General features: G+C 40.3%; 17 protein-coding genes. 8 read left to right on the forward strand and 9 right to left on the reverse strand.

Annotated elements, in window-relative coordinates; translation table 11 throughout:
• Position 1: 1 nt before the first annotated feature.
• On the reverse strand, positions 2-841 hold the full coding sequence (locus B9Y87_RS13670) for a GLPGLI family protein (protein ID WP_085499521.1): 840 nt from the start codon (positions 839-841) through the stop codon (positions 2-4).
• Between the two features lie 197 nt (positions 842-1038).
• Between B9Y87_RS13670 and B9Y87_RS13680 the strand changes: the two genes are divergently transcribed.
• Positions 1039-1653 (forward strand): deoxynucleoside kinase, encoded by a 615-nt coding sequence (locus B9Y87_RS13680; RefSeq protein ID WP_085499523.1) that lies wholly within the window; start codon positions 1039-1041, stop codon positions 1651-1653.
• Positions 1654-2082: 429 nt separating this feature from the next.
• Here B9Y87_RS13680 and B9Y87_RS13685 read toward each other — a convergent pair whose 3' ends face one another.
• The 4 genes from B9Y87_RS13685 to B9Y87_RS13700 all read right to left on the reverse strand — a co-directional run bounded on the left by B9Y87_RS13685 (position 2083) and on the right by B9Y87_RS13700 (position 8857).
• Positions 2083-4497 carry a sodium-translocating pyrophosphatase gene (locus B9Y87_RS13685; RefSeq protein ID WP_085499524.1) on the reverse strand — a complete coding sequence of 805 codons (2415 nt, stop codon included), beginning with the start codon at positions 4495-4497 and terminating at the stop codon, positions 2083-2085.
• Positions 4498-4611: 114 nt separating this feature from the next.
• Positions 4612-5142, reverse strand: coding sequence for an inorganic diphosphatase (locus B9Y87_RS13690; protein ID WP_085499525.1), 531 nt, complete (start codon positions 5140-5142; stop codon positions 4612-4614).
• Between the two features lie 69 nt (positions 5143-5211).
• A complete protein-coding gene (locus B9Y87_RS13695) occupies positions 5212-7707 on the reverse strand; it encodes a DUF5686 family protein (RefSeq protein WP_085499526.1) in 2496 nt (831 codons plus the stop codon).
• A 169-nt stretch (positions 7708-7876) separates the two neighbouring features.
• Entirely contained in the window at positions 7877-8857 is a 981-nt protein-coding gene (locus tag B9Y87_RS13700; RefSeq protein ID WP_085499527.1) for a pyruvate dehydrogenase complex E1 component subunit beta, read from the reverse strand.
• A gap of 186 nt (positions 8858-9043) precedes the next feature.
• On the opposite strand from B9Y87_RS13700, the gene B9Y87_RS13705 reads away from it, so the two are divergent.
• From B9Y87_RS13705 to B9Y87_RS13725, 5 genes are all read left to right on the forward strand, one after another.
• Positions 9044-9790, forward strand: a complete 747-nt coding sequence (locus B9Y87_RS13705; RefSeq protein WP_085499528.1) for an electron transfer flavoprotein subunit beta/FixA family protein — start codon at positions 9044-9046, stop codon at positions 9788-9790.
• Between the two features lie 114 nt (positions 9791-9904).
• Positions 9905-10873 carry an electron transfer flavoprotein subunit alpha/FixB family protein gene (locus tag B9Y87_RS13710; RefSeq protein WP_085499529.1) on the forward strand — a complete coding sequence of 323 codons (969 nt, stop codon included), beginning with the start codon at positions 9905-9907 and terminating at the stop codon, positions 10871-10873.
• Between the two features lie 89 nt (positions 10874-10962).
• Complete coding sequence (locus tag B9Y87_RS13715; protein WP_085499530.1) at positions 10963-11592, forward strand: bifunctional nuclease family protein; 630 nt, start codon at positions 10963-10965, stop codon at positions 11590-11592.
• A gap of 24 nt (positions 11593-11616) precedes the next feature.
• Complete coding sequence (locus tag B9Y87_RS13720; RefSeq protein ID WP_085499531.1) at positions 11617-13077, forward strand: NupC/NupG family nucleoside CNT transporter; 1461 nt, start codon at positions 11617-11619, stop codon at positions 13075-13077.
• A 194-nt stretch (positions 13078-13271) separates the two neighbouring features.
• The gene (locus B9Y87_RS13725; protein WP_072865451.1) at positions 13272-14096 is read left to right on the forward strand and encodes a thymidylate synthase; all 825 of its coding nucleotides are present in this window, start codon (positions 13272-13274) and stop codon (positions 14094-14096) included.
• A 200-nt stretch (positions 14097-14296) separates the two neighbouring features.
• On the opposite strand, the gene B9Y87_RS13730 is transcribed toward B9Y87_RS13725, so the two are convergent.
• Together B9Y87_RS13730 and B9Y87_RS13735 are read right to left on the reverse strand one after the other, a co-directional pair.
• Entirely contained in the window at positions 14297-14593 is a 297-nt protein-coding gene (locus B9Y87_RS13730) for an isoamylase early set domain-containing protein (protein WP_085499532.1), read from the reverse strand.
• A 154-nt stretch (positions 14594-14747) separates the two neighbouring features.
• Positions 14748-15830, reverse strand: a complete 1083-nt coding sequence (locus B9Y87_RS13735; RefSeq protein ID WP_085499533.1) for an aminotransferase class V-fold PLP-dependent enzyme — start codon at positions 15828-15830, stop codon at positions 14748-14750.
• Between the two features lie 56 nt (positions 15831-15886).
• Between B9Y87_RS13735 and B9Y87_RS13740 the strand changes: the two genes are divergently transcribed.
• Positions 15887-16276, forward strand: a complete 390-nt coding sequence (locus B9Y87_RS13740) for a 2TM domain-containing protein (protein WP_085499534.1) — start codon at positions 15887-15889, stop codon at positions 16274-16276.
• Between the two features lie 2 nt (positions 16277-16278).
• Complete coding sequence (locus B9Y87_RS13745) at positions 16279-16776, forward strand: dihydrofolate reductase (RefSeq protein WP_085499621.1); 498 nt, start codon at positions 16279-16281, stop codon at positions 16774-16776.
• A gap of 106 nt (positions 16777-16882) precedes the next feature.
• On the opposite strand, the gene murI is transcribed toward B9Y87_RS13745, so the two are convergent.
• The gene (murI, locus tag B9Y87_RS13750; RefSeq protein WP_085499535.1) at positions 16883-17674 is read right to left on the reverse strand and encodes a glutamate racemase; all 792 of its coding nucleotides are present in this window, start codon (positions 17672-17674) and stop codon (positions 16883-16885) included.
• Positions 17675-17811: 137 nt separating this feature from the next.
• Positions 17812-19173, reverse strand: coding sequence for a UDP-N-acetylmuramate--L-alanine ligase (locus B9Y87_RS13755; RefSeq protein WP_085499536.1), 1362 nt, complete (start codon positions 19171-19173; stop codon positions 17812-17814).
• Positions 19174-19276: the final 103 nt, after the last annotated feature.

Consider the following 19276-nt stretch of genomic DNA (forward strand, 5'->3'; position numbering starts at 1 on the left):
ACTATGGCCTGCCACCTCCGCCACCTCTATTACCTCCGCCACCACGAAAATTCTCCCTCATCTCGGCCATCTTTTCTTTGGATATTTTATCATATTCCTCTTGAGTAACCGTTTTGCCCTTATTTGGTGCCTTTATCTCTTTCTTCTCTGTTGGGTTGAGCACTAGTTTGGTACACAGAATAACCGTAACATCGTCTGCAACTTCCAAAATGAGACCAGGAAGCCCCCAATATTCCCCTGGACCTTGATTTACAGGAACATCCGGAGCATACCAAGCGGTAATCTCAATATCCTTTTCAGTAAATTCCTCTTCCCTTTTTTCTTCGTTCTCCCCTCCCCTGCGAAAAATTGCCCGCATATTGGGTCTTTTAATCGTTTTTGTTGCTGTGGCCTTAAAGACAGTATAATTACCTATCTGCTTTGACTCCCCTCCCAGTTTCCATTCCAATTTTGGCAATGAATCATCTACCAGAAAAATCTTACCGAAAAGTTCATTTTTAACCAAATACCTACCTTCCTTTATATCCTTATAATAATCCCCACCGGCTCCGCCCATCATACCAAATCGCCTGCCCCCCCTGTCGTTGCCAGGCTGTTCCAATCTCTCCTCCTCCTTGTATATAGAGGTGGATTTGTCAAAGGTTAAAATATAAGTCCGCTCATTGGCTTCCTTCATTCTTTGCAGTATCTCCTTTTTTCTATCCTCTGGGATCTGCCTTCCCCCAAAATCCATATTAACAGTGGTTTTACTGAAATATGTGGCCTCGCCCTGAAAATCCTGGGCATAAATTCCGAAATGGGATGCCATTAGCATCAAGGAGAACAAACAAAAAATTTTCATAATTATACATTTTATACTAAGCTTAAGACTACAACAATTTGATTTAGTTTAATCCGAAATCGATAAAAAATACAATTATCCAGTTCCATAAGTTTTTTATCGGATATTCTTACAAAGATTTTACCATGCACCCGATATCTTGTATATTGTACCTCTTTATTATTTGCGCAAAAAACACTAACCATAATTACAAACCTATGCATATCGCCGTTGCAGGAAATATTGGGGCTGGCAAAACAACCTTGACAAGATTACTATCCAAACACTACCAATGGGAGGCCCAATTTGAAGATGTGGTAGACAATCCCTATCTGGATGACTTTTACAATCAGATGGAAAGATGGAGCTTTAATCTCCAGATTTACTTTTTAAATAATAGGTACAGACAAATTTTACAGATAAGAAAGGGCGGCAAGGACACCATACAGGACAGGACCATATACGAAGATGCCCATATTTTTGCCCCAAACCTTCATGCCATGGGTTTAATGACCAACAGGGATTTTAGCAATTACACCAGTTTGTTCGAATTAATGGAGTCTTTGGTACAACCACCAGATTTATTGATCTATTTAAGAAGTTCCATCCCAAATTTGGTAAATCAAATTCACAAGCGGGGACGTGAATACGAAAACAGCATTTCCATCGACTACCTTAGCCGATTGAACGAACGCTATGAAGCCTGGGCGCAAAGCTATGAAAAAGGCAATCTTTTGGTCATTGATGTTGACAAATTGAATTTCGTGGACGAAGCGGAAGATTTGGGCTTGGTCATCAATAAAATTGACGCCGAGATCAATGGCCTTTTTTGAACCACGAGGCTAATTAAACTTGTAGAAGATACTTGCAATAGCGCTTATCTTATGCCACTAAAAAGCTTTGATTAAAGGTTTTCAAAACACACTTGATCAAGAAACAGCAGGAAGCAGGCCATAGCCGTATTAAAACACGCCTACAATTATTGCTATTCCAAAGGCAAGCGCAATCCACTTTACCAACCGTTTGGCTACCAAATACATGCCATAACCCCTAATATTGCCTTTAGGGTAAGGGTCCTCATCCCCGCTAGTTCACTATTATTTTTTTCACCTTGAAGACCTACCTAAAAGCCCAATCCAAAAGCAATGCCCGATATAGCTGAATCGTGATAATCCACAACCCTTAGGTATTAACACCTTAAAAGCAAAAAACCCCGTTTAAACGGGGTTTTCAAGACAATTCCAAAAAATAAGTTTTACAACTTACTTTATAACATCTATTTTCTCAATAACTACTTTTTTATCATTTTCATCCGATGCCTGGGTAGTCTTTTCAAATGCTTCCAATTGGGCTTTTACTTCCGCCTGGGTTCCATTGAAAGTTTTCTCCTCCGTGGTGGTTTCACCGTTCACAGTAGTTGTGTAAGTTATTACAGCCTGAGCTAAATCGGCCGATTCCACATTCATTTCAATCTGCACCTCTTGCTCCGCAACCCCGGATTCCACATGTCCCCCCAATATTGGGGCGATTACCAATCCAATTAAACAAGTAAGTTTTATAAGAATATTCATAGAAGGCCCTGAAGTATCCTTAAATGGATCTCCTACGGTATCCCCAGTTACTGCCGCTTTATGGGCATCCGACCCCTTGTAGGTCATTTCACCATTAATTTCAACACCTGCCTCAAATGATTTCTTGGCATTATCCCAAGCACCACCGGCATTGTTTTGAAATATGGCCCAAAGCACTCCAGAAACTGTAACTCCGGCCATATAACCTCCCAACATTTCAGCAATCACTTGGTTATCGCTTCCATAAACCAATTTACCCAAAAGCACTATGGCAATAGGAAAACCAATGGTCAATATCCCCGGCAACATCATTTCACGTAGTGCGGCCTTGGTAGATATATCCACACACTTGGCATAATCAGGTTTCCCTGTACCTTCCATTATTCCGGGAATTTCCTTAAACTGTCTTCTCACCTCATAAACCATATCCATAGCCGCTTTACCCACCGAATTCATGGCCAAGGCAGAAAATACAACCGGAATCATACCACCTACAAATAGCATGGCCAATACTGGGGCCTTAAAAATATTAATTCCGTCGATTCCCGTAAAAGTTACATATGCGGCAAATAATGCCAAGGAAGTCAACGCAGCGGAAGCAATGGCAAATCCTTTTCCAGTAGCCGCCGTGGTATTCCCTACAGAGTCCAAAATATCCGTTCTCTCCCTAACAATAGGATCCTGCTCACTCATCTCCGCGATACCTCCTGCGTTATCAGAAATAGGTCCAAACGCGTCTATCGCCAACTGCATGGCTGTGGTTGCCATCATTGCAGAAGCAGCCAATGCCACCCCGTAAAAACCAGCAAAAGCGTAAGAAGACCAAATTGCCGCAGCAAATATGAGTACCGTTGGAAATGTAGAAATCATCCCCGTTGCCAAACCGGCAATTACATTGGTCCCGGCACCAGTACTTGATTTTTGAACAATGGCCATAACCGGCTTTGTTCCCAAACCTGTATAATATTCCGTCACGGAAGAGATAACCCCGCCAACAACCAAACCAATAACAGTAGCATAAAACACCCTTATAGACGAAATATCCTTTAAACCTTCACCAAAAAACTCCATTTGCATGGTTTCTGGCAACATATATTTTACCAAAACAAAACAGGCAATCAGGGTCAATACAATAGAAACCCAGTTTCCTACGTTCAAAGCACCTTGTACTTCCTTTTCCTTAGCCTCGTTATTTTTAATTTTCACCAACATAGTACCTACTATGGAAAATATAATTCCAAAGCCGGCAATTGCCATAGGCAATAAAATTGGTCCTATACCGCTAAAACCATCCTGAATGGCACCGCCCATATCCTTAATAACATAATTCCCAAGGACCATGGCCGCCAATACGGTAGCCACATAAGAACCAAATAAATCGGCCCCCATACCTGCAACATCGCCAACATTATCCCCTACGTTATCAGCAATTGTAGCCGGATTTCGGGGATCATCTTCAGGAATACCGGCCTCTACCTTTCCTACCAAATCCGCTCCAACATCTGCCGCCTTGGTGTAAATACCCCCACCAACTCTTGCGAATAAGGCAATAGATTCTGCACCTAGGGAAAAACCTGCCAATGTCTCAAGAACAATGGTCATGTCTTCGGTAGATGTCCAAGCACCATTCATAAAGAACTGAAATAACAATATAAAAGCCGTGGTTAGACCCAATACGGCCAAACCTGCAACACCAAGCCCCATTACGGTACCGCCACCAAAAGACACTTTCAAGGCCTGAGGTAGACTGGTACGGGCAGCTTGAGTGGTCCTAACATTTGTTTTGGTGGCAATCTTCATTCCCATATTACCCGCCAATGCAGAAAAGAACGCACCAAAAATAAAAGCTACCACGATAAGAATGTGGGTAGTTGGGACTATAAAAGAAATTGCAGCCAATGCAACACTGGCCCCTATAACGAAAAATGTCAATAATTTATACTCTGCTTTTAAAAAAGCCAAGGCCCCTTCGTAAATATAATCTGAAATTTCTTTCATTTTCCCGTCCCCGGCATTTTGTTTTAACACCCAAGACCTTTTTACCGCCATAAAAGCAAGACCTACCAATGCCATAATTACTGGCAAGTAAATAATTATTGATTCCATTTGTTTGATTATTTGTTATATATTTTGAGGGGCAAAAGTAGTAAAATATGGTAGAATAAAAAAAGCAATATTACTTCAGAAATATTGCTTTTTAACTTTTTAAAAAATTAAGGCTTAATACTTTATACTTACATCCTGTTTTGGAACGTCGCTATCCTTAAACCGCTGTATACATTTTGCAACAATTTCCTTAGCTTCCTTTTGCTCCCCCCAGCCGCCAACATCAACTTTTTTCTTTTCAAGATCCTTGTAGACTTTAAAGAAATGTTCTATTTCCTTAATTAAATGAGGATTTAATTCACTAAGATCATTGATTTTATTCCAGACTGGATCTGATACAGGTACGCAGATTACCTTTTCATCCGGTCCTTTTTCGTCGGTCATATGAAATACGCCTATGGGTTTTACCTCCATAACACAACCAGGAAATGTCGCTTCGGTCACCAAAACAAGAACATCCAATGGATCTCCATCCAATGCCAAGGTTTCTGGGACAAAGCCATAATCGGCCGGGTACATCATGGATGAAAAAATCATCCTATCATACCTTATCTTCTTTAAGGCAAAATCGTATTCATATTTGTTTCTACTACCCTTGGGTATTTCAATCAATACATCGAACGATGTAATATCTTCACTGCTCATATGGTTATGTTTAATCTTATAATTTTCTAAAATAACAATTTAATACCAGGTAACGGTCAAAAAAGTATATCAGAAGTGAAATCCGAATGAACCGGTTACACCAAAAGACCTAGCTCCTGGGTTTTCCAAATAATTCCCCCTAAAGTTAAAATCTATCCTCAATATCTTTAAAATATTTCCAACTCCTACTGAATACTCCCAATATATCTTATTATTCGGGGCCATTAAGGGGATATTTGCCGGGGCGCTCAAGGCTCGGTTTTCATCCGAAAGTTCTCCCCAAACTCCCCGAAGTCCAACTATCTCCCTCAGGTTCCATTTCCTCATAAAGGGAATCCTAGAAAAAAATCTTCCATTAAAATTGTGCTCCAAATGTGCCGAGACATAGGTATCGGTCACAAATTCATAAAAATCCAGATTGGAGAACGTATTGTACACAGAGAAAAAAGTTTGATTTCCAGGAATGGCATTAAGCAACCCCAACGGAACCTCTCCGTAGGTCTTCCCTATTTCCACAGTACTCAGTAACCTCCCAAGTCCACCTACCTGCCAAGGTTGCGTATAACTGAACTGAATCTTTTTATAATCGAAATCACTATCCAAGAAATTCTTGACCCCATTGGTATAGGACAAAAATAAGGTACTATAGTTATCGTTTACATCACGTCTTTCCACTCCGTTTCCAATGGTTTTCTTTCCTGGAGTATAGATAAGTATAGTCGTAAGATCAAATTGATCAATTTCCGATGATATCCCCGTGGGCGACGTGGGGTCTATATAATCCAGGCTAAAAGCATTGGGCAAGGCGGAACTAAGTGACCTGTAGGACCCGCCTACACCTATCCTAAAGTTGGTAACCGGTTCCAACTCCAGATTAAATGTACTAAGATCTATATTGGTAAGTCGGTCATTGGAACCCACAGTAAATACGGAAGAGGAGGCGATACTTCTTCCCAAGACATCGGTAGTGGCCGTTAAACTAATCCCCAGTTGTTCTATATCCCTTCTTTTTCCACCCGAGACTATAAACCTGGATTTCTTGTCCACCAACCATTTTCCGGAAATTCCATATTTAAATTTATCATCTCCAAACCCATATGCCAGATAAGCCTGTAAACGCCAAGGGTCGTTTTGCCCAAAATAAGTCCTGGCCCCGGCCCTTAGCCGCACTCCCTCAGCTTCATTATAACCAAAAATACTATAGACATCCCCTAGATCCAAATTCCACTTGTCTATTTCCACATACCCGGATCCCAGTATACTTACTAGGTTATAATAACTTTTAAATTTGGGTACTGTCTTTAAGGTATCCAACAATTTATAAATCCCTTTTTCATCGTCATTTAAAGACTCCAACCTATTGGCTTCCCAAAACTCGTCTTCCTTATTCAAGACCAATGGATCAAATGGATCGGTCTTGGCTCTATAAAATTCATTGGGTTTTGGCTGATCAAATTTATAATCCCCGTAGACCGTGGTCCTTTTACCATACACACCTCTTGAATTTTCTTTTTTGTTGAAGCTAAAATCGGATAACATATAATCCCTGGTCAAAAGAAAAACCGAATCGTTGACCACATCGAACTCCTGTTCTATATATATCTCCTTAACCCAATTGATATTGGCACTCTTGGTAACGGCCAAATTTATATTCTTCACAGCAAAGGTGGAATCGTTCACCCAAAAATCCCCTTTAAACGTAAGTTCATTCTTTCGTCTCGGATAAAAAATAATATTGTAACACCATTTATTATCTATAAAGGCACTATCCGCCAAAACATAATTGTAGGTATCCACCCCTGTCCTGGACAATGGACTGGTAAAACTCTTATCGAAAAATTTCAAATAATTATCGTAAATATCATAATCCGAATACAGATCGGCTATAAAGGCAATTATAGCCTGATTATTACTAAAGCCAGAATTCTTGCTCCCCAGAACATCTTCCTTTACTACGGCAGTCTCATTATTCCCATAGACCTTGGAAAACGTTTCGTTCAAAAAAATGGGCAGATAGGTCTTGCCAGTTATTCTTGAGGTATCCAAATCGTTAAAAACAAATTCCAACCCCTTAAAAACCCTACTCTTCATGAGGGCACTATCTATGGTATTGAGATCGAACTCTACTTTCTCATACTTGTCATACTGATATTGTTTAAACATATGAACCCCGTTCTTACGCTTTTTGGCCCATATTTTTTTGAGGATATCTATCGCCGGATTATTTTTTTTATCGGTTTTACCAAAATAAACCACTACCTCATCCAACTGTTCGCTAGACTCCGAAAGCACAATATTCATATCATAGGTAACCTTAGCCGTAAGGTTTATTTCCTTAGTTTCATAACCAATAAAGGACACCAATAAGGTTGAATACGTATTATCCGATTCCATATAAAACCTACCATTGTCATTGGTTATGGTTCCTTCCGAGGAATCCTTGAAAAGGACATTGGCAAACGAAACGGGTTCACCGGCCTCATCCAATACAATACCCCCAACCTTGGTCTGGGAAACAGAGCATTGAGCAATAAATAAGAATAAGATTAAAAGGATTCTTGTCATTTTCTTGTTTAAAAAGACTTCTAATAAAAAAGCACCTCTCCATTATAGCAAGGAACCGAACGTATAGACGCAACCAATAGTCCATACTTACCCTTTTAATTAGATTTATAATATAAAAGCTCCGTTGACCATAAGCCAACGAAGCCATAACATCATTTTAAATTAGGTATTATAATTTATACAATACTTTCTTAACCGCCTTTACCACATCTTCATGGTTAGGCAACCATTCTTCCAAAAGCACTGGGGAATATGGTGCTGGGGTATCAGCCGTATTGATCTTTACAATTGGAGCATCCAAATAATCGAATGCATTGGACTGAACGTGATAGGTAACCTCAGTGGCCACATTGCCGAATGGCCAGGCTTCTTCCAAAATAACCAACCTGTTGGTTTTCTTGACCGATTTTAAAACCGCCTCATAATCCAACGGCTTAACCGTTCGTAAATCAATAATTTCTACACTAATATTTTCTTTGGCCAATTCTTCCGCCGCCTTGTCCGCTTCCTTTATTATCTTACCAAAGGAAACAATGGTGACATCCGTACCTTCCCTCCTTATATCGGCAACACCCAAAGGTATCGTAAAATCTCCTTCCGGCACCTCTCCTTTATCGCCATACATTTGTTCGGACTCCATAAAGATAACCGGGTCATTATCGCGTATAGCGGATTTCAAGAGTCCCTTGGCATCTTTTGGATTTGAAGGAACCACTACTTTTAGCCCAGGACAGTTGGCATACCAACTTTCAAAAGCTTGGGAATGGGTCGCTGCCAACTGACCGGCAGAAGCTGTAGGACCACGAAAAACAATAGGACAATTAAACTGACCTCCAGACATTTGCCTGATCTTGGCCGCGTTATTGATAATTTGATCTATCCCAACCAAAGCAAAATTAAACGTCATAAACTCAATTATGGGCCTATTACCAATCATAGCAGAACCCACGCCAATACCGGCAAAACCTAGCTCGGATATAGGAGTATCTATTACCCTTTCCGGGCCAAATTCATCCAACATTCCTTTGGAAGCCTTATAGGCCCCGTTATATTCAGCAACTTCTTCACCCATTAAATAAACGGACTCGTCCCTCCTCATCTCCTCGGACATTGCCTCCTGTATAGCCTCCCTAAACTGTAGTGTTTTCATCTTTAAAATGGAATCTTTATGTTAAAATGCTTAAAGCGCTAGCAAAAGTAGGAAATAATATATCAAAACTAAGAAGTAAACAATTAAAAATAACTCAAAAAAATACTATGCATGCATAGTATTTTAAAAAATTATTGAGTATATTAGCCACCATTTCTTAATCAATGGTCAACAAAATATTAACATATGAAAATTTTAGTATGTCTAAGTAATGTCCCGGACACTACTTCAAAAATAAACTTTACGGACGGTGACACCAAGTTTGATACCAACGGGGTGCAATTTGTAATTAATCCAAATGATGAATTTGGCCTTACACGGGCCATGTGGTTCAAGGAAAAACAAGGAGCCACTGTACACGTTGCCACTGTTGGCGAGGCCAGTACGGAACCAACCATTAGAAAAGCGCTGGCTATTGGTGCGGATGAAGCAATTCGTGTAAATGCCTTTCCTGTAGACGGTTTTTTTGTAGCCGAACAGTTGGCAGAGATTGTTAAAAACGGAGGATACGACCTTGTTATTGCCGGAAGGGAATCCATTGATTATAATGGTGGAATGGTCCCTGGCATTTTGGCCACCTTATTGGGCATGAACTTTGTCAACACCTGTATAAGTTTGGAAATTGAAGGCAATAACGCCACGGCTACAAGAGAGATCGATGGTGGAAAGGAAAAATTAGCAACCACATTACCATTGGTAATCGGGGGACAAAAAGGCCTTGTTGCAGAAAGCGACCTAAGAATTCCGAACATGAGAGGAATTATGATGGCACGCCAAAAGAAATTAAATGTAGTGGAACCCACCACATCCAAAAATGTTACATCCGACGTTAAGTTTGAAAAACCTGCACCCAAAGGCCAGGTAACATTGGTGGATGCGGATAATATTGACGAATTGATCAATTTATTGCACAATGAGGCGAAGGTGATCTAACGAAGCCTCTTGCCTTAGGTTGCATTTTTATTATCAATCCAAAAGAAAATAATTTTCAGCGCCCATAACCAAAGAGCTTTGGACGAGGGCACTTATTAAAAAACATATAACACTATGTCAGTTTTAGTATATACAGAATCCGAAAACGGTAAATTTAAAAAGAATGCCCATGAAGTTGCCTCCTACGCTTACGAGGTAGCAAAGCAACTGGGAACCACAGCTACGGCAATTTCCATCAATGCAGATAGCGCTGGAGACTTGGGCGACTATGGAATTTCCAAGGTTTTGAATGTTTCCAATGACCAACTAAACACCTTTAACGCCAAGGCATATGCTCAAGTAATTGGGCAAGCGGCAGAAAAAGAATCTGCCAAAGTCATTGTGCTTAGCTCCAGTGCGGACACTAAATTCTTGGCCCCCATTTTAACGGCGCAATTAAAGGCCGGTTACGTGCCCAACGTAGTATCGGCCCCAGAAAGTACCAGCCCGTTCAAGGTAAAAAGAACTGTTTTTAGCAACAAGGGGTTTGCCATAACCGAAATTAGTTCCGATGTTAAAATTATTGGCGTTTCCAATAACGCCTATGGGATTGCCGAAAACAAAACTACCGCCGCAGTGGAAAATTTTGACCCCAGCCTTGGCGACAATACCTTTACCACCAAATCTATAGAAATAGACAAGGTTGTTGGAAAAGCCACTATTGCCGATGCCGATATTGTGGTATCTGGTGGCCGTGGGCTAAAAGGGCCCGAAAACTGGGGAATGATAGAAGAATTGGCAGAGGTATTGGGAGCGGCTACAGCTTGTTCCAAACCTGTATCCGATTTGGGATGGAGGCCTCATGGAGAGCATGTTGGGCAAACCGGAAAACCAGTAGCCAGCAACCTATACATTGCCATAGGCATTTCCGGCGCTATTCAACATTTGGCAGGAGTAAGCTCCTCTAAAGTAAAAGTAGTCATAAATACGGACCCGGAAGCTCCCTTTTTCAAAGCAGCCGACTATGGTGTAGTTGGCGATGCTTTTGAAGTTGTTCCCAAGCTAATCGAAAAATTAAAGGAATTTAAGGCACAAAACGCTTAATTTTTGTTAAATTGTGCCCCTTAAAGGGCTGCTCAAATATACTTGGCCCGTCCAGTAATTTGAACAGCCTTTTTTAGTTAAAAATTTCTATGAGTTTAGTTAGATTAAAAATAAAGGGGATTTCTTATAGCCAAACGCAAAATGGTGCATATGCCCTTATATTGAATGAAGTTGATGGTGATCGTAAACTACCTATAGTTATTGGAGCATTTGAAGCCCAATCCATAGCCATTGCCCTAGAGAAGGAAATTAAACCTCCTAGACCATTGACGCATGATCTGTTTAAAAATTTTGCCGATCGCTTCGATATCGTCATCAAACAGGTCATCATCCACAAATTGGTCGATGGCGTTTTCTATTCAAGTATTATTTGCGAACGCGATAAAATTGAAGAGATTATAGATGCCAGAACCAGTGATGCCATTGCCCTGGCCCTTAGGTTCAACGCACCTATTTTTACCTACAAGACCATCTTGGACAAAGCAGGTATATTCCTTAAATTTTCATCAAAAGAGAAGGACAAGGAAGAATCTGACGACAGTATAATGGTAGATGAAATTCTTCAGGAAGGGGAAACCGTGGAAATAAATCCGGGCGCTACCGAAGGTTACAAGGAACTCAGTACAGAGGAATTGTACGCCGAGCTGGACAAGGCCGTTGCCAGTGAAGACTATGAAAAAGCCGCAAAGCTCAGGGACGAAATATCAAAACGCAAATAGTTTAGGAATATTTAAGATTATTGGATGAGAAAAAAGCTTTGGGTTTTATATATTTTCTGCTTTATAGCATTTCCGTCCCTTGCCCAAGAAATAAGCGACCCAAACTTACCGCAAAATTCTCCAGAGATCATTGCCAACCAAGGCACATCTTTTCATAGTCTATGGAGAGGTATTCTTGGAATGATATCGTTGATTTTTATTGCATACTTATTTAGCAATAACAAAAAAGCCATAAATTGGAAAACCGCGGGTATCGGACTCTTTATCCAATTGCTCTTGGCTATTTGCATCCTAATTGGCGAAAAAATAGGTTTTAACGCCTTCGGCTATAGATTCGACCTCAGTTTTGTCTCTAAAGTTTTTGAATTTGGAGGAAAGATTTTCGTGAGTATTTTAGATTTTACAAGGGCCGGAAGTAAATTCCTCTTTGAAGGGTTGGTGGTAGACATGGATACCTTCGGGTTTATTTTTGCCTTTCAGGTCCTACCCACCATCATCTTTTTCTCGGCATTGACATCGGTCTTGTTCTATTTGGGCATTATCCAAAAAGTAGTCCAGGCTTTGGCTTGGCTGCTTACCAAATCATTAGGGATATCCGGTGCTGAAAGTTTAAGCGTAACAGGGAATATATTTTTAGGCCAGACAGAAGCCCCTTTACTCATAAAGGCCTATTTGGAAAAAATGACCCGATCGGAAATGCTATTGGTGATGATCGGCGGCATGGCAACCGTTGCCGGGGCCGTTTTAGCGGCCTATATAGGCTTTCTAGGTGGAGACGACCCAATCCTGAGGCTACAGTTTGCAAAACACCTCTTGGCAGCATCGGTAATGGCAGCTCCGGGAGCCATCGTTATCTCCAAAATACTATATCCACAAACGGAAGCAATCAATACAGATGTAACTGTTTCCAATGAAAAAATTGGTTCCAATATTCTGGATTCCATTTCCAACGGAACAACCGAAGGCTTAAAATTGGCCGTAAACGTCGGTGCAATGTTATTGGTATTTGTGGCCTTTATTGCCATGATTAACGGCATTTTAAATTGGACAGGCGATATTACCAATCTAAACTCATGGATTGCACTCAATTCACCTTACGAGAACTTTTCTTTGGAAGCAATTCTCGGAACCATTTTCGCCCCCCTTATGTGGTTAATTGGTGTGGATTCTGTAGATATTATGCTTATGGGCCAGCTATTGGGCATCAAATTGGCTGCTAGTGAGTTTATAGGTTACATACAATTGGCCGAATTAAAAAATATTGCCAGCAGCACCCATTTCACCTATAACAAATCAGTGATAATGGCTACCTATATGTTATGTGGATTCGCTAATTTTGCCTCTATTGGCATTCAGATCGGGGGTATAGGCTCCTTGGCGCCCGGCCAAAGAAAGACATTGTCGGAATTTGGAATGAAAGCTGTTTTGGGCGGATCTATCGCTTCCTTACTTTCAGCGACTATTGCCGGTATGATTCTTGGGTAACCGCCTCCCATAAATCTCGAAATAAGGGCACCCTAAAGAAGCATTCACCCAAATCCCAGTTAATAAATTTTAATAACTTAAAACGGTTACCCATCCTACTCACTATAGTTTTGCATAATTTCGCTACACATATGTTTTGGATTTAAATCCAAATCGAGTTCGCTACATTTTGAAGTGCGTAAAGGCTAAAGATTATGAAACAGTACCACGATTTACTAAAACATGTATTGGAAAATGGAACCCAAAAGGGCGATAGGACCGGTACGGGCACCAAAAGTGTATTTGGATATCAAATGCGTTTTGACCTTGCCGAGGGATTCCCCATGGTAACTACAAAAAAATTACATTTAAAATCCATTGTCCATGAATTGCTTTGGTTTCTAAAAGGCGATACCAATATTGGCTATTTGCAAGAAAACGGTGTTCGTATTTGGAACGAATGGGCCGATGAGAATGGGGATTTGGGCCCTGTATATGGATATCAATGGCGTAATTGGAACGGTGACGAGATAGATCAAATAAAAGAAGTAGTAAACGCACTCAAAACGAACCCCAACAGTCGCCGCATGTTGGTTTCCGCATGGAACCCCAGTGTACTTCCAGATACCTCAGTATCTTTTTCGGAAAATGTAGCCAACGGAAAAGCGGCATTGCCTCCTTGCCATGCCTTTTTTCAATTTTATGTTGCCGATGGAAAATTGTCCTGTCAATTATACCAAAGAAGCGCCGATATATTTTTGGGAGTCCCTTTCAATATAGCGTCCTATGCCTTATTCACCCTTATGATGGCACAAGTTTGCGGACTTCAACCCGGCGAATTTATCCACACCTTTGGTGACGCACATATCTATAACAACCATTTTGAACAAGTGGAACTCCAGTTAAGCAGACAACCCAGACCCTTGCCAAAAATGGTCCTGAATCCCGAAGTAAAGGATATATTCGACTTTACTTTTGAAGATTTTAGTTTGTTGGATTATGATCCACACCCACACATAAAAGGAATCGTAGCAGTTTAGCAAATTATGGCAGGCCCTTTAGGGGGAAGAAAACAATTCATAATTTATGGTTGCACATCGAAAAGGCGACCACAAAAATAGGCCTGAAACATGGTTGTACACCTACCTTAACTTTTAAAATCCGTATTAAGCAGGAGACACAATTTAATAAAACCGACACCATTGAAACAATGATCCCAATGGTATCGGATGCAATTTCGTTAAAGTTCCAATACGGAATTCTCAGCTCCGGCAAATTCGTTCCACTGGTAACGATCAGCCTCAGCTTCGTTCACATAATTACCGTCCACTATATATTTGAATTCATAAGTACCTTCCTTAGGCAAATCGAAAGTTCCTTTGAAGGTTCCGTTTTTTAGTTTCTTCAATGCACTTCCTTTTGGGCTCCAATTATTAAAATCCCCAACTACAGCCACCTTCTTTGCATCCTCAGCAGGCACAGAAAAAGTTACCTTGCATATTGGCTTACTCTTTAAATATTGTTTTGTAATTCCCATAACCTCTATATTTTAGATTAAAGCGCAAAATTACATCATTAAATGCCTCATTACCAATGACCAATATCATTTTTATCATTTTCTTAAAATAAGTTTAACAATTGGCCTTCTTTGATAATTTTAACAGATAAAATTCCCAAGTAAACAACAATGTTTAAGTTCCTTTTAAGATTCCCATAATCTTATCTATCTCATTTTCTGTATTGTAGAAATGAAAACTTAAACGAATGCCATCTCCACGTTGAGCACAAACCACATCGCGCTCCAATAACTTGGCATATAATTCCTTATCCCCGGGGATATTAAATATTGAACTATGTTCTTTTCTTTTGACCACGGACGCTTCCAACATACCTAAATTTTCCAATTCGCCCTTTGCCTTTAAAGAGAGCTTTTTAATCTGTTCGGATATAGTATCCATCCCAATATCCGATAGAAACCCCAGGGAAAAGTTTAGACTGCCAAAATTGAAGGTGTCCAAATGTCCAGGCTCAAACTGTTTGGCGAAGGATACCTTCCCCATAGCTTCCATATCCCCGTCCGCAGCATTAAAACCTGTAGACCTGCACTTGAATTTGGAATGAGCGTCATCTGCAAATAACATAAACCCGTTGCCATAGCCCCCAAGCAACCATTTGTAGGAACTGGCACCCAGCACATCTATTCCGGAAGCCTCAAAGTTAAAAATCTCAGTGCCCAAAAATTGCGTACCATCAGCAATGATCAATAGCTCTGGAAAATCTTTTTTTAAATTTCTCAGGAACTCAAGATCTACCTTGATCCCATTTAGCCACTGAACCAAACTTAATGCCAAAACATTTATGTGGTCCTTTTTTATCCTATCATAGATATTCTCCTCCAAAGAATCCGTCACCTTTAAATAATAGGTAGCGCACTCCCTAGTTTCAAATGGCCAGCTAACGGAAGGAAAATCCCCATCCAACAGCAATACGTTCCTGTTTGCTTCCATTCCTTCCAACAATAAATTAAGTCCGATGGAAAAATTAGGGACCAATGCCACATTATGGGCACTGCATCCAAAGAATTTCCCAATAGAATTTCTAGTTTCCGAAATGAGCAGATGACCTTTCATCTTCATTTTGCTTCCTCCTATTAAAAAATCAAGGTCATGTTCCTGCCGCCAATCTAGAAGACCGTCATAAAGAAGGCCGGATGAGGCAGTATTGACATAGGTGTATTGACTTAAAACGGGGAATTGCTTGATAATCTTTTGCATATCCAAACAGGTAAATTTTGTATTTATGGTATCTTTGCCTAAAGATAGGAATTAGGATGTTCTCCAAGAATAAAAAAAAATCACTTATAGAATTGGAACAGCATGAACTATTGGAACATGCCCAAATGAGAATAAAGCAAAAAAAGCGACTTTATAATCATTTTGTTGTGTTTTTGATCGGCAGTGTATTCATGATCATCATCAATAAAATATTGAAGTATGGCGTGGAGTACAACTGGTTTATTTGGGCCATTACCTTCTGGGCATTTTTGTTTGCAATCCATATTTTTAACGTATTTGTAACCACCAAATTTATGGGCTTGGAATGGGAAAGGTCTCAAAGGGAAAAACTGGTCTTGAAGCAGAAACAAAAAATAGCCGAATTACAGAAAGAGATTGAAACGGAATTTCCATCATCCAACATCAATAAAAAAAAAGAAGAGTGAACATTCTATGCATTATAGCCGCTGCTGCGGAGAACAACGCTTTGGGAAAAGACAACGACCTGTTGTGGCATTTACCCGATGATTTTAAACGGTTTAAAAGCCTTACTTCAGGGCATAAAATAATCATGGGACGCAAAACTTTCGAGAGCTTCCCAAAACCCTTGCCCAACAGAACCCATATCATTATAACTAGAGATAAAAACTATAAAGTAGAGAACGAAGATTGTATAGTGGTACATGCCTTGCAAGAAGCCTTGAATCTTGTAAAAGACGATCCCTTATCCTTTATAATAGGCGGTGGTGAAATATACCAACTGGGTCTGGAATACGCCAATCAAATGGAACTGACAAGGGTACACGGAACCTTTGATGCGGATACCTTTTTTCCAGAATTCGACAAGGACAAATGGCAGCTGACAAAAGAAGAATACCACCCCAAGGATGACCGACATGAATACGATTTTACCTATTTAACCTATACCAAAAAACAAAAGGAATAAAGTGGTTACCATAGGGCAAATCTGTCTATCACCAAAGTCAGGCCAAAAAGGCATCGGAAGGAAAATATGGATTGTATTTCCAAGAGCAACCGTACTTGTATAAAAGCTAAAAATTTAGAAATTGTGCACTATAAGTCACACTCACATCCCTTAAAAAGAACTTTAATACCTCAACATCCCCATTGGTAAAAAACTGGTGCGAACTACTTTCACCATCCGATCCCGACAATAAATCATTTAGTTGCAAGACATTTTTGGTATGCCTGGCCACTCCTTCTCCCGAATCGATAATCTTAATATTTTCAGGTAAAATTTCCTTTATCATTGGAAGCAAATAGGGATAATGTGTACAACCCAATACCAATTGATCCATACCTTGACTCAACATGGGATCCAGGTAATTCCGCAATAACTGCCTAGTTTTGGAGGTATTGACCTCACCTTTTTCGATCTGCTCTACCAGCCCAGTACCAACCTGGTCGAGTACCTTTATACCACTGGCATGCATTTCCGAAGTATTATTGAATAAAGCACTGGATAAAGTTCCCTTGGTTGCCAAAACACCTACTGTTTTGGTTTTGGAATTAAGGGCAGCAGGCTTAATTGCCGGCTCAATACCGATAAAGGGGATACTATAACTGGCCCTAAGTTCCTTTATGGCGTTAGTGGTAGCGGTGTTACAGGCAACTACAATAAGTTTACATCCCTTTTTAATCAGAAGTTCAACGTTTTTAATACTAAGTTGAAGTATTTCTTCCTTTGATTTTTCTCCATAGGGCGCATTCCTACTATCTGCCAGATAAATAGTGGATTCACAGGGAAGAACCTTGTTGATTTCCCGCCATATAGAGGTGCCGCCAATGCCGGAATCAAAAATACCTATGGGTCCTTTATTCATCTAAAACAAAAAGATTAAACAGCCATAAAGTTACATTAATATTGCTTCTTGGAGTAGTTCCTTTATGGAAATAAAACGCCAGCATCTCCTCATTTTATTTTTTTCACTTCGTCCAACACCACAGAAAGGCCTACTGCCTAATACTTTTCAACCAACACCTTTACCTCCTCCAAATTCAACCCGCCATAATTTCCAGAGCTCATTAAAAGTAGCACGGAATTATCATATTCCTGGCCAAAAACAAAGTTTTTGAAATCGTCGGCATCGGTAAAAATCTGTAAGTCATCGCGAACAAAGGCCTCCGATATTTGTGAAGGAGTAACCTCCTTAAGTTTCTTTATCCTAACCGATTCCGGCAAATAAAAAACCGCCGCTACATCCGCAGCCTCCAAGGCACCTTTATATTCCCTTAAAAATTCCGGATTAAAACTACTATAGGTGTGCAATTCCAGACATGCAATTAATTTTCTGTCCGGAAACTGCTCTTTAACTGCTTTGGTTGTGGCCATTACTTTGCTGGGTGAATGTGCAAAATCCTTATAAGCAACGCAGGTCCTTCCCTCAGCAATTTTTTCCAATCTTTTGGAAGCCCCTTTAAAGGATGCTATGGCCTCATAGAAATCGTCCTCGTCCACGCCCATATTTTGACATATCCATTTTGCCCCGGCCAAATTGCTCAGGTTATGCTTTCCAAAAACTTCGATGGGCATAGGGCCTTCCGGGGTTTCCAAAATGGTTTGTCCATTTTCAACAGCATAGTCCGGAGTGTTATAAGGGAGTTTGCGTATAGCATTCTCCGAGGCTTTTACCACCCTATCCACCTCAGGGTCTTCCTCATTATAAGTTATACTACCTCCCTTTACAATACTATCCACAAAAATCCGGAATTGCTCTACATAATTGTCATAAGTAGGAAATACATTAATGTGATCCCAGGCTATTCCGCTCAAAAGAGCAATATTGGGTTTGTATAGATGAAATTTAGGCCGCCTATCTATGGGGGAAGACAAATATTCATCACCCTCCAGCACTATAAAATCGTTCTCCTCGGTAAGATGTACCATACGGTCAAACCCTTCCAATTGGGCCCCTACCATAAAATCTACGGCTATGTCATGATAACTTAACACATGTAATACCATAGAAGTAATGGTAGTCTTACCATGGCTCCCTCCTATGACCACTCGGGTCTTATTTTTGGACTGTTCGTACAGAAACTCCGGATAGGAAAAAATTTTCAATCCCAATTCCTGGGCCTTAAGTAGCTCAGGATTGTCTGCCTTGGCGTGCATCCCCAAAATAACTGCATCCAAATTGGAGTTCAATTTCTCTGGAAACCAGCCGAATTGTTCCGGCAAAAGCCCTTTGGTTGCCAACCTGGTTCTGGAAGGTTCAAAAATTACGTCATCACTCCCAGAAACAATATAACCCTTATGATGTAATGCCAAAGCCAAATTGTGCATGGCACTGCCCCCGATGGCAATAAAATGAATGTGCATGAAAAGATCGGTTTAAGGGAGTAAAGATAATCATTGTTCAAGGCTATCAAAAAAAGTTAAGCTGGGGTTTTATGCTTTAAGGAAAATAATTGACCAAATCCCA

Origin of the sequence: Arenibacter troitsensis, assembly GCF_900177645.1 — a bacterium.
Lineage (GTDB): Bacteria > Bacteroidota > Bacteroidia > Flavobacteriales > Flavobacteriaceae > Arenibacter > Arenibacter troitsensis.

Bases quoted from the DNA above. Each gene is read 5' to 3' on its own strand.
- B9Y87_RS13670 (WP_085499521.1), bottom strand. From the start codon at position 841: ATGAAAATTTTTTGTTTGTTCTCCTTGATGCTAATGGCATCCCATTTC.
- B9Y87_RS13690 (WP_085499525.1), bottom strand. From the start codon at position 5,142: ATGAGCAGTGAAGATATTACATCGTTCGATGTATTGATTGAAATACCC.
- B9Y87_RS13720 (WP_085499531.1), top strand. From the start codon at position 11,617: ATGAGAAAAAAGCTTTGGGTTTTATATATTTTCTGCTTTATAGCATTT.
- B9Y87_RS13685 (WP_085499524.1), bottom strand. From the start codon at position 4,497: ATGGAATCAATAATTATTTACTTGCCAGTAATTATGGCATTGGTAGGT.
- B9Y87_RS13695 (WP_085499526.1), bottom strand. From the start codon at position 7,707: ATGACAAGAATCCTTTTAATCTTATTCTTATTTATTGCTCAATGCTCT.
- B9Y87_RS13700 (WP_085499527.1), bottom strand. From the start codon at position 8,857: ATGAAAACACTACAGTTTAGGGAGGCTATACAGGAGGCAATGTCCGAG.
- murI (WP_085499535.1), bottom strand. From the start codon at position 17,674: ATGAATAAAGGACCCATAGGTATTTTTGATTCCGGCATTGGCGGCACC.
- B9Y87_RS13715 (WP_085499530.1), top strand. From the start codon at position 10,963: ATGAGTTTAGTTAGATTAAAAATAAAGGGGATTTCTTATAGCCAAACG.
- B9Y87_RS13740 (WP_085499534.1), top strand. From the start codon at position 15,887: ATGTTCTCCAAGAATAAAAAAAAATCACTTATAGAATTGGAACAGCAT.
- B9Y87_RS13725 (WP_072865451.1), top strand. From the start codon at position 13,272: ATGAAACAGTACCACGATTTACTAAAACATGTATTGGAAAATGGAACC.
- B9Y87_RS13730 (WP_085499532.1), bottom strand. From the start codon at position 14,593: ATGGGAATTACAAAACAATATTTAAAGAGTAAGCCAATATGCAAGGTA.
- B9Y87_RS13680 (WP_085499523.1), top strand. From the start codon at position 1,039: ATGCATATCGCCGTTGCAGGAAATATTGGGGCTGGCAAAACAACCTTG.
- B9Y87_RS13735 (WP_085499533.1), bottom strand. From the start codon at position 15,830: ATGCAAAAGATTATCAAGCAATTCCCCGTTTTAAGTCAATACACCTAT.
- B9Y87_RS13705 (WP_085499528.1), top strand. From the start codon at position 9,044: ATGAAAATTTTAGTATGTCTAAGTAATGTCCCGGACACTACTTCAAAA.
- B9Y87_RS13710 (WP_085499529.1), top strand. From the start codon at position 9,905: ATGTCAGTTTTAGTATATACAGAATCCGAAAACGGTAAATTTAAAAAG.
- B9Y87_RS13755 (WP_085499536.1), bottom strand. From the start codon at position 19,173: ATGCACATTCATTTTATTGCCATCGGGGGCAGTGCCATGCACAATTTG.